11 protein-coding genes and 5 pseudogenes are annotated in these 13,769 nt (G+C 69.4%); 11 read left to right on the forward strand and 5 right to left on the reverse strand.

Features of this window, described 5'->3' with window-relative positions; genetic code table 11:
- Positions 1-327 precede the first annotated feature (327 nt).
- Positions 328-1,197: a serine protease gene (locus tag BIV25_RS21275; protein ID WP_071373954.1), complete on the reverse strand. Its 870-nt coding sequence runs from the start codon at positions 1,195-1,197 to the stop codon at positions 328-330.
- 819 nt (positions 1,198-2,016) lie between these two features.
- On the opposite strand from BIV25_RS21275, the gene BIV25_RS21280 reads away from it, so the two are divergent.
- Genes BIV25_RS21280 through BIV25_RS54475 form a run of 3 tightly spaced genes read left to right on the forward strand, consistent with a single transcriptional unit; the run spans position 2,017 to position 4,068 of the window.
- Positions 2,017-2,586: a TetR/AcrR family transcriptional regulator gene (locus BIV25_RS21280; protein ID WP_071373955.1), complete on the forward strand. Its 570-nt coding sequence runs from the start codon at positions 2,017-2,019 to the stop codon at positions 2,584-2,586.
- Positions 2,587-2,636: 50 nt separating this feature from the next.
- Positions 2,637-3,494: an SDR family oxidoreductase gene (locus BIV25_RS21285; protein WP_071373956.1), complete on the forward strand. Its 858-nt coding sequence runs from the start codon at positions 2,637-2,639 to the stop codon at positions 3,492-3,494.
- Between the two features lie 55 nt (positions 3,495-3,549).
- Positions 3,550-4,068 carry a transposase gene (locus tag BIV25_RS54475; RefSeq protein WP_177235362.1) on the forward strand — a complete coding sequence of 173 codons (519 nt, stop codon included), beginning with the start codon at positions 3,550-3,552 and terminating at the stop codon, positions 4,066-4,068.
- Positions 4,069-4,098: 30 nt separating this feature from the next.
- Here BIV25_RS54475 and BIV25_RS21290 read toward each other — a convergent pair whose 3' ends face one another.
- The gene (locus tag BIV25_RS21290; RefSeq protein ID WP_071373957.1) at positions 4,099-4,440 is read right to left on the reverse strand and encodes an iron chaperone; all 342 of its coding nucleotides are present in this window, start codon (positions 4,438-4,440) and stop codon (positions 4,099-4,101) included.
- A gap of 258 nt (positions 4,441-4,698) precedes the next feature.
- Between BIV25_RS21290 and BIV25_RS21295 the strand changes: the two genes are divergently transcribed.
- The 4 genes and pseudogenes from BIV25_RS21295 (at position 4,699) to BIV25_RS21310 (ending at position 7,668) form a co-directional block, all read left to right on the forward strand.
- Complete coding sequence (locus tag BIV25_RS21295; RefSeq protein ID WP_071373993.1) at positions 4,699-5,502, forward strand: hypothetical protein; 804 nt, start codon at positions 4,699-4,701, stop codon at positions 5,500-5,502.
- Between the two features lie 400 nt (positions 5,503-5,902).
- Positions 5,903-6,173 (forward strand): annotated as a pseudogene (locus tag BIV25_RS52995) (DUF190 domain-containing protein).
- Positions 6,170-6,454: a CrcB family protein gene (locus BIV25_RS47310; protein WP_371273051.1), complete on the forward strand. Its 285-nt coding sequence runs from the start codon at positions 6,170-6,172 to the stop codon at positions 6,452-6,454. Before BIV25_RS52995 ends, BIV25_RS47310 begins: the two are co-directional and overlap by 4 nt.
- A complete protein-coding gene (locus tag BIV25_RS21310; protein WP_256255963.1) occupies positions 6,451-7,668 on the forward strand; it encodes an MFS transporter in 1,218 nt (405 codons plus the stop codon). Before BIV25_RS47310 ends, BIV25_RS21310 begins: the two co-directional genes overlap by 4 nt.
- Here the strand turns inward: BIV25_RS21310 and BIV25_RS47315 are convergent.
- A pseudogene (locus tag BIV25_RS47315) lies at positions 7,646-8,220 on the reverse strand (hypothetical protein). The gene BIV25_RS21310 and the pseudogene BIV25_RS47315 sit on opposite strands and share 23 nt — an antisense overlap.
- 295 nt (positions 8,221-8,515) lie before the next feature.
- Here BIV25_RS47315 and BIV25_RS21315 point away from each other — a divergent pair.
- The 4 genes and pseudogenes from BIV25_RS21315 to BIV25_RS21330 all read left to right on the forward strand — a co-directional run bounded on the left by BIV25_RS21315 (position 8,516) and on the right by BIV25_RS21330 (position 11,384).
- The gene (locus BIV25_RS21315; RefSeq protein WP_071373958.1) at positions 8,516-8,995 is read left to right on the forward strand and encodes an inorganic diphosphatase; all 480 of its coding nucleotides are present in this window, start codon (positions 8,516-8,518) and stop codon (positions 8,993-8,995) included.
- A 309-nt stretch (positions 8,996-9,304) separates the two neighbouring features.
- Positions 9,305-9,817: pseudogene (locus BIV25_RS21320) on the forward strand (MFS transporter); the annotation flags it as partial.
- Positions 9,818-9,985: 168 nt separating this feature from the next.
- Positions 9,986-10,871 (forward strand): annotated as a pseudogene (locus BIV25_RS21325) (aldo/keto reductase).
- A gap of 165 nt (positions 10,872-11,036) precedes the next feature.
- Entirely contained in the window at positions 11,037-11,384 is a 348-nt protein-coding gene (locus BIV25_RS21330; RefSeq protein ID WP_256255964.1) for an alcohol dehydrogenase catalytic domain-containing protein, read from the forward strand.
- Positions 11,385-11,537: 153 nt separating this feature from the next.
- On the opposite strand, the pseudogene BIV25_RS21335 reads toward BIV25_RS21330, so the two are convergent.
- Positions 11,538-12,211, reverse strand: a pseudogene (locus BIV25_RS21335) (transposase); the annotation flags it as partial.
- Between the two features lie 334 nt (positions 12,212-12,545).
- Positions 12,546-13,751, reverse strand: a complete 1,206-nt coding sequence (locus tag BIV25_RS21340; RefSeq protein ID WP_079176786.1) for an acyl-CoA dehydrogenase family protein — start codon at positions 13,749-13,751, stop codon at positions 12,546-12,548.
- Positions 13,752-13,769 lie beyond the last annotated feature (18 nt).

The following is a 13,769-nucleotide window of genomic DNA, read 5'->3' on the forward strand; positions in this document are numbered from 1 at the left end:
GCCTTCGCCCTGGCCCCGCGCCGTTGCGAGACGTTCGAGCTGTCCACGGACCCGCTGTTCATCGACAAGGTCCGCGAGGCGGTCGGCTTCTACCTCGCCCCGCTGTAGAAGGCCCTGGTGCGGTGCACGGACGAGAAGTCACAGATCCACGCCCTTGACCGGTCGAGCGCGGAACCCACAGCTCCGTTCAGGCCCTCGAACGCGACATCCGAAGCTGGCGAAGTGGCCGCGCAATTGCCGGCGAATGTCCGACTCAGGTCACCCGCTCCTTCCCGGCATGTTTCGCGGTCACGGCCCTCCGTCGAGCGGGATGCGGTTGTACCCGGCTCAGTCCTGGTCCTGGGCGCGGCGGTACAGCTTGGCGACGTCGTCGTCGAAGTACGCGGCGTAGGAGACGTCGTCCTGGTCGCCGCCGCCCTCGTGGCCGCCCAGGACGCCGATGACCGTGCCGGTGTGACTCTTGGGGTCGTAGTCGGCGAGCCACGGGCTGCCGCTGGTCCCGTCCTCAAGGTCGGTGCACTGGATGCGCAGCTGGTAGTCGCTGAACTTCGTGGTGTGGTTCTGGCACGAGATCGGGGTGTCACGGCTGGTGGGATAGCCGGTGACCTTGACCTTGTTGTCGAAGCCGCGGTTGATGCCGAGGGTGTTGCCGCCCAGGAGGTCCTGGATGTCCTTGCCGTCCTTCTGATTGAGGACGAGGAAGGCGAAGTCGAGATCCTCGTCCTGCGACGTGGTCCAGCGGTCGTCGACGACCACCTTGCTCACTTTCCACAGGCCGCTGGGTTCGTCGCCGTTGCGGTAGCCGGGGGCGAAGACCAGGTCGTTCAGCGGTTGTCCGGAGTCGGCGTCGAAGGCGCAGTGGGCCGCGGTGACCAGCATGTTCCGGCCCGGACTCTGCACCACGCTGGCCGTGCAGAAGTGGGCGCCCTGGTCGTCCTTCTCGAAGACCGCGCCGATCCGGGCGTTCTCCTCGGTCCTGCGGGGGGTGTACGCGGTGCCGTCCTTGGCCGGTGCCGTCGCGGGGATGTCCTGGTCCTGGCCCTGTGAGGGCTGGCCCGGCTCCCCGGACTTGCCGAAACCGCTGCGCCCGCTGCTTTTGGCCGGACGGGTTTCCTCCGCGGCGTCGCCCACCACTGCGGCTGCCCCGAGGATGACCAGGGTCAGGGGCAGTATGGAGTTCCTGACGAGTGAGCGCACAAGGTCATTATCGATGAGGGTCCGGACTCCGGGAGCCGCTTCGCCGGGAGGCTCCGGTCACAATCCACCGTCCGGATCGGTCATCGGCGCCCTGGTCGGGCGGGTCAAACACCAGGTTCTGTCGACACATGTCACGCCCACATCGGCAGGGCTGTCAGGGTGATGGTTGCGTGGTAGGACTCGGTGGTCTTGCCCGACGCAGTCCCGGGCCCGTGCGGGGCGTCCGGATCGCCTCCCTCACGGCGGTGAGCCGGTACAGTCGTTGGTGCCGCCGTCCGTGACGATGAAGGCGAGCGGGCGGCCGGCACTGTCGCAGGCCAGTTGAATCGTGCCGGTCAGGCCGCCTCGGGAGCGTCCGGGAGCCCGGCTGCGGAGCCCCCTTCCAGAGCACCGGCGGCATGCTGGTGGGCGCGGACGATGGTGGAGTCGACCGACACCAGGCAGTCGATGCCGCCGAGGGCATCCGCTCGAACGTGCCGTCCGGCGCCTGCCGGCGAAGACGGGAGTGGCGCGCGGCCCACGGCCCGTACCGCTCAGGTCCCGCCAGGCCGTCCCCTACGGAACTTCCACGCGAGCCCGTTGAGGACCCTGCGGTCGTCCAGCCGGCAGCGCCCACGCAACGACACGGGCAGCAACGGCCGGACGAACTCCCACTCGGTATCGGGTAGTTCATACGGCCATGGGTCGGGCTTCAGTTGCCGGGGGACTGCACTCCGGATTACTTTCGATACGCAACTGGAGCGTATCGAAAGTGGTGACGCAGGCGTGGCAAGCACATCGAGTGGCTCACGAAGTGGCGGCACGGCTCGGCCGCCCGTCATGGGGCGGCCCCGTGACACCAGCCGTGACCTGGCCATTCTCGATGCGACGCTGTCACTGCTGACCGAGGTGGGTTACGAGCAGTTGTCCATGGAGGCGGTCGCGGGCCGTTCCGGGGCGGCGAAGACGACGATCTACCGTCGTTACCGTGACAAGGCCGCGCTGGTCGCGGCCGCGGTCGAGCACCGCTCGCACGCCACGCCTCCCGAGCCGGCTGCGGATGATCTTCGAGGAGACCTCCTGGGGCTCGTCACCTGGCTGGGCCGGCAGATCGCCGAACAGGAGATCGGTCTGCTGGGGGCGCTGTTCGCCGGAATGCGCAGCGACGCGCGGCTCGCGGAGGAGATGCGCCGCATTCTGCGCCGGGACGAAGCGGCGATGACCGACGAGCCGCTTCGCAAGGCGATCCGACACGGGGAACAGCTGACACCCCGGGCGGCCGAGCTCTTCGCCGAGGTCGCCCCGGCCGTGATCGTCCACCGCATCGTGATCGCGGGCGAGCCGTGCGACGAACCGTTCGTCGAGCACCTCGTCGACGACATCCTCCTGCCGCTCCTGCGCCGCCACTGACGCCAGTCCGCATACGCCCAGCTCACCGTGGAAACGAAAGGAACATCCGCATGATCGTCGTCACCGGAGCGACCGGTGCTCTCAACGGCGCCACCGTCGAGCACCTTCTCAAGCGCGTGCCCGCCGAGCAGATCGGTGTCAGCGTTCGCGATGTCGCCAAGGCGCAGCACTTCGCCGACCGCGGCGTGCGGGTACGCCAGGGTTCCTACGAGGACCCGGCCGCGCTGCAGCACTCCTTCGAGGGAGCCGAACAGATCCTGCTCGTCTCCTCCAACGACCCGCACGCCGATGCCGTCGCTCTGCACCGCGTCGGCATCGAGGCGGCCGTCGCAGCTGGAGCCCGGCGCATCCTCTACACCAGCCATCAGGGCACCGGCGCCGACAGCCCTTTCCCTCCAGCGCGTGACCACGCCGCCACCGAGCAGCTCCTGGCCGACTCGGGGATCGCGTGGACCGCGTTGCGTAACGGCTTCTACGCCCACAGCCTCGCCTGGCTGTTGGGCCCGTGGGAGCAGGCCGGCACGATCACGGCCCCGGCGGACGGGCCGGTTTCCTGGACCGACCGGGCGGATGCCGCCGAAGCAGCAGCAGTCATCCTGGCCGGCGACCGCTCCTTCGACGGCCCGGTGACGCTGACCGCCCGTCAAGCCGTGACGTTCGACGACATCGCCGCCACGGCGGCGAAAGCCACTGGTCGCGAGGTCGAACGCGTGGTCATGGACGACGAGGCATGGATCGCGGGCAAGGTCGCCGCCGGTACTCCAGAGGCGATGGCGCGGATGACGCTCACCACCTTCCACGCGGCGCGGGAGGGCCGTTTCGCGGGAGTCGATCCGTTGCTCGCCGAACTACTGGGCCGGGAACCCCGCAGCGTTGCTGACCAGCTCGCGGACAGCAACGCCGCCTGAAAAAGCAGGCCTAGGGGCTTGCTCTTCTGCCCAGGGGCACCAACCGCTGCGGCCGGTGTCGGGACCACCGCCAAGTGATCAACGGAATCATCCACTGGCTGGTCACTGGCTTGCCACCGGCTGTCAGTGGCGTCAGCTGCCCGCTCGCCTCGGCCCGTGGCAGACCATTCACAAACGCAACATGCTGTGGTCGGCCGACCGTACCTGGGAGCGGCTGCTTCAGCACGTCCGGGCCCTGGCCGAGGCCACGGTGACATCGACTGGAACATCAACGTCGACTCCACCTTCGTCCGGGCCCACCAGCACGCCGTCGGCGCCCCGGCGCGGCCGGCGGAGCTATGGGCCGTTCTCGCGGCGGGCTGACCACGAAGATCTGCCTGAGCGCCGACGGCAGACGCCGACCGTTCTCCCTCATCCTCTCGCCCGGGCAACGGGCGGACTGCACACGCTTCGAGTCCGTCATGGACAAGATCCGCGCCCCTGGACTCGGCGCGGGCCGACCACGTCGACTGCCGGACAGCGTCGGCGCCGACGAGGCATACAGCAACTGCCTGATCTCCGAGCCTCATCCTGAGCGGCCCGGCACATGCTGCCTTGCGGGATGTCAGGGTTCCAGCGAGGCGCGGATGAGATCGCGCAGCTCGTTGTCGGTGACATCCACTGCCTCTTCGGAGCGCAGCCGGATGGTTCCCTTCCCGCTGACGAGATCGGGGTGGCGGGAGGTGAAGCCTGCTGCCCGGTCCTTGTCCCACCCGTAGAGGGAGACTCCGTGCTGCCATGCTCCGACATGCAGTTTCCGGATGCCGACCTGGTAGGTCGGCATCCCGTACGACAGCACGAGCCTCGCCTTGGGGAACGCTTCCAGAATCAGCCGGTGCACCCGGTCGAACAGCGGGCGGCGCTCGGACGCCATCTCGTCGATGTAGGCCTGCACTTCAGCGTTCATATGACTCAGTGTGGTCGCGCTCCGCTGCGGAAGGGTGACTCTGTCCTCTGCAACGACGGTCACGTGTGCAACGACGGTCACGCGGGTGCTGCCCTGGGACGCCGGCCTGCAGGAGCGAATCGCTGCCCCGTTCAGCCCTGAATACATGGCTGCAACGAGCACCCCGGGCGAACCTGGCCGTGGGCCTCTGCGGGCCCGGGTAAGCCCGGCTGCGCGTCACGCCGGCTTCGGATGGGAGCGTCGGTGTACAAGGTGCCTGTGAGCAAGCTGCCGACGGTCGGATTGCTCTTCTGGACGATCAAGATCGTGGCGACCACGCTCGGCGAGTCGGTGTCGAACTTCGTGTCGATGGCACCCCTGAACCTCGGCTACGCCACCGGAGCGATCATCTTTCTGGTGGCCTTCGTGCTCACTCTGGCCGTGCAGTTGAGGGTCAGTCGGTTCCGGCCGGTGGTGTTCTGGTCGGTGATCCTGACGACCAGCATCGTGGGCACCGCGATGTCGGACTTCATGAACCGCACCGTCGGCCTGGGCTATGCCGGCGGTGCCACCGTGCTGACGACACTGCTCGTGCTCGTGCTGGTCGGCTGGCGGGCGACCGGCCAGACCATGGACGTGGAACGGATCGCGACCACCAAGGGCGAGATCCTGTACTGGACGGCGACCCTCGTGTCCAACACGCTGGGCACCTCCAGCGGTGACTTCCGCTCCGACGGCCTGGGCATCGGATTCCGCGACAGTGCCCTGGTGCTGGGCGGTGCGATGCTGCTGATCCTCGCCGCCCACTGCTTCTCATCGATCTCGGGCACAGTGCTGTTCTGGGCCGCCTACGTGCTGACCCGGCCGCTTGGGGCGGTCGCGGAGAACGCCGTGGAAAAGCCCGTGGCGCAGGGCGGCCTCGGAGTGGGAACCACCGTCACCTCCGGCGCCCTGCTCGCTGTGCTGGCTGTCCTGGTGGGCTACCAGCAGCTCACTCACCATGAGCAAACGCGCACGACGGATCCCCTTTCCCGAGGCGGAGGCCAAGCCGATCGCCGGCCGGAGGCGGCTCCAAGGCGGTGACGGCACGTCTGATCGCCCAGGTGATGGTCGCAGAGCACCCGGTGACGCGGGGTGGCGTTACTCTGAGCGTTGGCTGTGACTTCTGATCGCAGCGCGGCGGTGGGGCTCGCCGTACCCGAACCGCGGCATCGGTGCCGCCAACAGTCCCTGCTTGCGGTGGAGTGTGCCCGCGTGCGTGCGGGCCCCGGCGAGTAGGAGACTTCCCGTGGACGACGTCGTGGATCAATGCCGTGGGCTGTGCGGTGATCGGTGTGTTCGTGATGCCGATCATGGACGTGGGGGTGGCGCACCCGCTGGTTCGGCCATGCAGAAGCTTGTGGCTGGAGGCCATCCCCGCACCGGGCTCGTGTGTCTGGCCGCGACGCGGTGCGCTGCGTCGGCGGCGGTATGGCGGGCGGCGGTGACAAGGCTGACGGGCAGTGCCCCGAGAGTGACGATCTTCATCGGGGAGAGCGACTGCTGGCACCACACATCGCTGTACGGCGAAGTCATGTACCGGGCCTACAAGGCCGGGCCGGCTCGAGGACCTGCCGGTGGCGATCGTGATCGTGGACAGCCAGGACCGGGTGCGGGAGTTCCTGCGGCCGTGGGACGAACCGGCGGGGGAGGGGTTGGTGATCCTCGACGTGTGCCAGGTCATCTGGTACGTGGGCAGGGAGAAGAAGGCGTGAACTGGCTGCCTGTGATCTGCGGCGCCGTGGTCGGCTGCCTGATCGCCGGTCTGCTGTCCGGGGCCGTGACGGCCGGCGTCGGTTCGTCGCAGGTGCAATTGCTGTCCGGCACCGGGCTGTGCGGGGCGCTGACGACGTACTCGACGGTCTCGTACGAGACACTGCGCCCGGCAGCGGACGGAGCGAGGTTCTACGCCGAGGCCAACGTCGTCGCCGGTGTGGTGGCCGGCTTGGCGGCGGCGTTCGTCGGGGTGTCCTTCGCGCAGGTGATGTGGGCGTGAACCGGTCGGCGCGCAGGGAGGGCGGGGCGAACCGGGCGGCGGTGATGGGGCCGTGGCGGTTCGTGCTGTGGTTCGGCACGGTCAGTCTGCTCGCGGATGTCGTGTACGAGGGGGCCCGCTCGATCACCGGGCCGCTGCTGGCCTCGCTGGGAGCGTCCGCCCTGGTCGTCGGGGTGGTCACCGGTGCCGGGGAGGCGGCGGCGCTGGGGCTGCGGCTGGTCTCCGGCCCGGTGGCGGACCGGACGCGTCGTTTCTGGGGGCTGGCGATCGCCGGGTATGCCCTGACGGTCGTCTCGGTACCGCTGCTCGGCGTGCCCGGGGTGCTGTGGGCCGCCTGCGTCCTCGTGATCGCCGAACGGGTCGGCAAAGCGGTCCGCTCGCCCGCGAAGGACACGCTCCTTTCGCACGCCACCGCGGCCACCGGGCGCGGCCGGGGTTTCGCCGTCCATGAGGCGCTGGACCAGATCGGCGCCATCGCCGGCCCGCTACTGGTGGCGGGCGTGCTCGCGCTGACCGGCAACGACTACGGCCCCGCGCTCGGCGTGCTCGCCGGGCCCGGCATCGCCGTACTACTGCTGCTGTGCTGGCTGCGGGCCCGCGTACCGGACCCGGAAGCCTACGAGCGCGAGGTGAAAGCCCCGGCACCCACGGCAGCGGACACGCGGGGCGGGCGTCTGCCGAGGGCCTTCTGGACGTACGCCGCCTTCACAGCGGCCACCACGACCGGGTTCGCCACGTTCGGCGTGCTCTCCTTCCACTTGGTCCAGCGCCATCTGCTGACCCCTGCCTGGGTGCCGGTGCTCTACGCGGCGGCAATGGCGGTGGACGCCGTCGCGGCGCTGGCCACGGGCTGGCTCTACGACCGGTACGGCCCGCGCGTGCTCAGCGGCCTGCCGCTGCTGACCGCGGGCGTGGTGGCACTGGCCTTCACGAACACGGTCGCGATCGCCGTAGCCGGTTCGCTGTTGTGGGGCGCGGCCATGGGCATCCAGGAATCCACCCTGCGAGCCACGGTCGCCGACCTGGTGCCCAGCGGGCGCCGGGCCACCGCCTACGGCCTGTTCGCCGGCGTCGTCGGCGCGGCGAGCCTGGCCGGCGGCGCGCTGACCGGTGGCCTGTACGGCTACTCGATCCCGGTACTGATCGCGGTCGTCGTCGCCATCCAGGTGCTGGCCGTGGCGCTGCTGGCCGTCATCCGAGTCGATCGGCGCTGAGACACCTTCGGGCCCACGGCCCGTGCCACCCGTGTGACAGGGACGGATCGGCCGCCGCGATCTCGACAAGGCAGTTGTGATGCGCGACGCGTTTGCCGTGGGCAGGGGCGGCGGACTCGATCTGCCCACAGCCGACGCCGACGACGAGGTCGGAGACGAAGGTGTCCTCTGCGCGTAACCGGCCTCGCTGCTGACGCGGATGGCCTCCAGAGTCTCGGTGACGGTGCCGATCTGGCTGGCCTTGATGAGGGAGGCGTTGGCGACCTTCTCCTCGACCGCCTCCGTGCGGTGGCCTAGGCACTCGGCCAGCCGTCCCCAGCCGTCCCCGCCTCGTAAGTCGCTGGCGGCCGCCGGGTCGAGCGCGATGGCGATGCCCTGGTGGACGACCACCTTCTCCACGCCCGGCCCGTTGCCCGGGTCGGCGCGCCGGGTGACGAAGCCGGGACGATCTGCCAGCGGATGCCGCTGACTGCGCCACTCTGCGAACCGCACGATCCCGACGTCCGGTGTTCCGGCCCGCACAGTGGTCGACAGAGCGGTGACCGGCACCACGCCGATGGGGCAGCACCCACCATCCCAGCAGTGCGTTGACCAGTGTGCTCTTACCCCTCTTACCCCTCTTGGCCTCTTCGACCACCAGTACCCTGAACAGGTACTCGCTCATCGCGGCCCGCGAGCCCGTCCCGGCAGGACGCAAAGGCCGGCCCGTCCGTCGGCTGGTTGCCGCCCCGGCCGTGCGGCGGGACACTGCTGGTATCCGGCGATGGGGCTCGCCGCCAGCCGCACCCCAGGTGTGCTGATGGCCGCAGTCCGCTGACCGTGCTCATTCTTCGAGGGGGTCGGGGCCATGCCCCGGATCACCATCGACATCGACGCCACCGCCTCGTCCACGATCCGCACGTCCGAAGGCGGCGCCTCCGATCGGCTCACGTCAACGGGCTGGCCGGTCGGACATGGACGCGTCCCCGGCACTCTCGACGCCGAAGGGGCGCCCCTGAACGCCTTGGTGCTGATGCCCGAACCGGCGCTGGCCGGCAGCACCGTGCCTGCCTGGCCGGTGGGAGTGCTGCACCGTATCCGTGCCGAATCTGCTTGCGCTGCCCCTGTACTGCTGTGCGTGGCCGAGGATCCCTCCTTCATCGATCTCGTCGACATCGACGACCTGCCCCGCTGGCACGCCGAGGGCGACGCCTGGGCCGCCGTTCTGGCGCGTCTGCAACACCAGGACGTCGGCACGGCCACCGACTGCGGCACCCGTGCCGAGGCTGAGCATCTGGTCAGTGAGTGCCATCACGCCTTCGAGCGGCTCACCGGGTGCCTCGAATGAGGCGCTACGCCGGTTTCCCCACGAATGTTTCCAGGTGGCGCTCTCGCGAGGTCCACTGGGCCTCGACGATCTGCGAGCCGGAGCAGGACGAGGAGGCCGATGCAGCGGATCCTGCCCTGATTCACCAGGTCGGAGTGTGTGCCGTGAGCTGCCCCGCTGGTGAGGGGTCGTCCTGGGCATCAGTCGCTCGCGGTCGGGACGACGGTTCCGGTGCTTGCCGAACTGGCGAGGAGGCTCAGGGCCTCGCTCGCCGGGGAGTCCGGTTCGGGGGGTAGCAGTTGAGGCGCAGGCCGAACCCGTAACCGGGCGATGGCCGCCTACAGCGCCGTGGCCGGGCTCGGCGCGGCTCTCGGCCTGGTGGTGGGTGGCCTGGCCGCCGACCTGATCTCGTGGCGGGCCGGGTTCTTCCTCAACGTCCCGGTCGGCCTCGCGATGGTGGCGCTGGCCGTGTGCTTTCTGCCCGAGACCGAGCACCAGGGTGGTCGCTTCGGCCTCGCGGGGGCGCTCCCGGCGACTGCGGGCTCCACCGCCCTGGTCGTCGGCATCGTGGACGCTTCCGACATCGGCTGGACCGCTCCGGCGGCCACGATTCCGCTGGTGGCGGGCGGCGTGATGCTGGCCCTGTTCGTGGCGGCGGAGCGGCGGGCCGCGCAACCGATCGTGCCGTGGCGGCTGTTGTCCGGCCGGGAGCGCAGCGGGGCCTACGCCACCCGGATGCTCTACATGGGCGCGATGATGGGGTTCTTCCTCTTCACCGCGCAGTTCGTGCAGAGCGGCTACCACTGGACGCCGCTGCAGGCCGGTCTCGCCTTCCTGCCGATGACGCTGGTCAACTTCGCCATCGCCGTCCAGGTGCCGCGGCTGCTGGAGCGGGCGGGCAGGCCCGGATGCGGCCCTCACCGGTTCCGCCGTCCCGCTCGCCCTGGCCCTCGCGGCCACCCTCGCCCTCATCGTCCCCGCACATATCCGCCCGCACGCAAGGTCCCTGTGATGCAGACCCTCACCCTCAACAACGGCGTCGAGATGCCCGCCTTCGGAATCGGTGTCTTCCAGATGCCGTGGGACGAGACCCGGGCCGCTGTCACGGCCGCACTCGACCTCGGCTACCGGCACATCGACACCGACGCCGCGTACGGCAACGAACGCGAGGTCGGCCAGGCCATCCGCGCCTCCGCCGTACCCCGCGACGACATCTTCGTCGAGACGAAGATCTGGATCAGCGACTACGGCTACGACGAGACCCTGCACGGCTTCGACAAGAGCGCCGCCAAGCTCGGCGTGGACCGGATCGACCTGCTGATCCTGCACCAGGCACTGCCGTCGGACGTCGACAAGACCCTCGCGGCCTACCGCGCCCTGGAACAGCTCCTGGCCGACGGCAAGGTCCGGGCGATCGGCGTCAGCAACTTCATGGTCGACCACCTGACCGCGTTGCTCGACGCGACCTTCGTCGTCCCGGCCGTCAACCAGCTGGAGATCCACCCCCTACTTCCAGCAGCGTCCCGTACTCGACTTCGACAACGACCACGGCATCCTCAACCAGGCGTGGTCCCCCATCGGCGGCATCACCTTCTACCCGGGATACGGCGAGCACCGCAGGAGTGCCCTTGAAGACCCGGTCGTCACCACGATCGCCGAGGCACACGGCAAGAGCCCCGCCCAGGTGCTGCTGCGCTGAGGTATCCAGCAGGGCCGATCGGTGATCCCCAAGTCGACCAAGCGCCACCGCATCGCGCAGAACATCGACGTCTTCGACTTCGCTCTCTCCACGGACGAGTTGAAGGCCCTCGACGCTCTGATGACCGGCCGGCGTGGCGGCCCCGAGCCCACGAACGTCACCCTCGCGTCCTACGGCCGTGCCGTCCCCGAAGCCTGACAGCACCCCGTACCTGCGCAAAGGAACCACCATGCCCACCACCGTCAACCCGTTCGGCATCACGAAGCAGGGCAGCCGCTCGTTCCCGTCACCATCGAGCGCCGCGACGTCGGTCCGCACGACGTCAAGCTCGACATCCTGTACTTCGGGATCTGCCATTCCGACATGAACTATGCCGACGGCTCGTCCGGCCCGCTGCCGGTCGGCCCGCTCGTCCCCGGCCACGAGATCGTCGGCCGGGTCACCGCGACCGGCCCCGAGGTCACCCGTCATCAGGTCGGCGACCTGGTCGGCATCGGCTGCATGGTCAACTCCTGCCGCACATGCGAGAACTGCCGGGCAGGCCAGGAGCAGTACTGCCTGGAGGGCAACACTCTCGTCTTCGGGGCCCCCGATCCTGCCGAGCCCGGCGCCCACACCCGGGGCGGCTACTCCGAGGCGATCGTCGCACCGGAGGCTTCGCCGTCCGCGTCCCCGAGGCGCTCGACCCTGCCGCCGCCGCTCCGCTGCTGAGATGACGGACCTCAGTCGCGTTGTTGACGATCCGGCGGTCTGGGCCCCGATCCATCGGATCGCCGGGACGCTGGACAAAGCGCTCTCTGAGCTGTTCGCGCCTGACTACGACCAGGCTGGAGGCCGCTCGTCAGCGACTTCGGCCGGAGGACTGACCTGGATCAGGATGCGGCCTCCGGTCCTGACGCCGACTCCCGGCATCGACATCAGGACCTGCGCGAGAGGGCGTGCCTCCAGGAGTTCCTCGATCCGTCCGGCCAGACGTTTCCGTGGGCCAAGGACGGCCGTCGGGGAGGCTGCCAGGCTCAGGACGATCAGCGCGGCAGCCTCGGTGCCCGGAACGGTGACGGTCTGCTCGTCCAGAGCGTCGAAGCTGCCCTCGACCAGGCACCCTGCCAGCCGCGGTGCCTTCGGCCGCAGCAGGGCGACCAGCCGACGTCTGCCTGCTTTGCTGCGGATCTGGGCCGGGGATCCGATTCGTTCCAGCAGCGTGAGGACGGCCGGGTGCCGCGACCAGGACCCCAGTACTCGTTCCAGTGACGGGTGGATCTGCGTGAGCAGTCCGTGGAGGCGGTTGGCGGCCGGACAGCCCATGTCCCTGGCGATCGTCAGCGGCAGGACGCCGATCGAGTCCGGCTGGTCGACCACGACCAGCACTGTTCCGTGCTTGGCCTGGAGTCTCGCGAACAACTCGCGGAGCATGGGCTCGGTGTTGGGCAGGAGCTTGTCGAAGGACTGTTCCCGGCCGGGGTCAGGGCGGTGGCGTGGTGTTCGCTCTTGCCGACGTCCAGGCCGAGGCAGACGTCGATGGCGTCGGTGCCGATCACGTGCAGGCCCCTCCCTCACGCTTGCGTCCGGCCTTACCTGGGCACCGAGCTGCCACATCCACGTTACGGAGCGCTTTTGCGGCTCGTGTGAAGCTGGTGCTCAAGTGCGGAGCCACGAAGACGGCAGCGACCAACTACGCGGGTCGGCCCAGGCGTAGTTGGCCACGGTCGAAGATGCCGTCGTGGGGCAGGCCCGCGAGACCGACCGACCGCCCCGGCCCGTAGATGTCACCCGCAGCTGTCCACGGGTGGCTCGCCTGCCTGGAGCACCAAGCGCCCCGGCCTTTGTGGGCAGCAGCAGGGGCGAGTCCGGGCGTCGTCGGGCGCTGCCCGCTCAGATCAGCGGGGTGATCTGGTCCTCGATACCGAGCAGGGCCCGGCCGTACATCTCGGTCGCGATGGCGGGGTTGACCATGGCATGCCGCGTACCCGTCTCCAGATCCCGCCAGATGCGCTGCAGCGGACTGTCGTCGGCGAAACTCCGGGCCCCCTGGACGCTCAGCAGCAGGTCCACCGCATCTCGTGAGCAGCGGGCGACTGTGCCGATATCCATGCGCGCCCGGGTCCGGTTGACCAGGGGCATGCACTGGCCGCTCGCCGCCCAGCTGTCGACATCGTCCGCGGCACGCATCAGGTGCAGGGTGGCAGTGTCGATCAATGATGCTGCCTCGGCGAGCTGCATCTGGGTGGAGGGTGCCTCGCGTGCCTGTGCGTAGTGCGTGTGCGAAATGCCCCGGCCCGTGGCGAGGGAGGCCAGCACCAGCTCCATCGCGCCGCGGGCCAGGCCCAGCAGCGGGCCGGCGAGTGACAGGGCGAGCGTGGGGACGAACGCCGTGCGGTACAGGGTCTCGTCCTCGGACTCGGTCGGACAAGTGCCCTGGAGCGCCTGCGTCACCGACAGAATGCGGTGGGCCGGGACAAAGACGCCGTCTGCGACGAGGGTGTTGCTGCCGGTACCGCGCATCCCGGCAACGTGCCAGGTGTCCTCGATCGTCAGCTGGTCCACCGGGACCAGGGCCAGTGCTTGGTCCAGGCGGTCGCCGTGTTCGTCCGTGAGCGTCATGCCGAGCAGTGCCCATCGGGCGTGGAGACAGCCGGAGGCGAAGCCCCACCGTCCGGTGACGATGCTGCCCGCGTCGGCCGGCCTGCCGGTCCCATGAGGTGGCAGGACCGAACAGGCACGGGTGCCGTGATCCTGTGCGTAGACCTCACGCTGCGCGCGTCGGGGATAGAGGCCGATGAGCCAGCCCGAGATGTTGATCAAGCTGGTGGTCCAGGCAGTCGATCCGCAGCCGCGGCCGAGTTCGGAGGTCACTTCGACCAGTGTGCGGATGCGTTCCTGGTGGCCGCCGAGCCGCTGGGGAACGGTGAGGCTGAACAGGCCGGCCTCATCGAGTGCCGCGATGTTCTCCGCAGCAACACGGCGGTCCTGTTCGGTGCGGGCGGCGTTGCGCCGAAGTAACTCGACCAAGGCTGCGGCCCGTTCGGGCAGCGTGGCTTGCTCGAAGTCGGGGGCAGGAACCGCGGTGCCCATCGTCATGAGAGGTCCTCCTTCGCA

The organism is Streptomyces sp. MUSC 14, from assembly GCF_001866675.1.
Classification (GTDB): domain Bacteria; phylum Actinomycetota; class Actinomycetes; order Streptomycetales; family Streptomycetaceae; genus Streptomyces.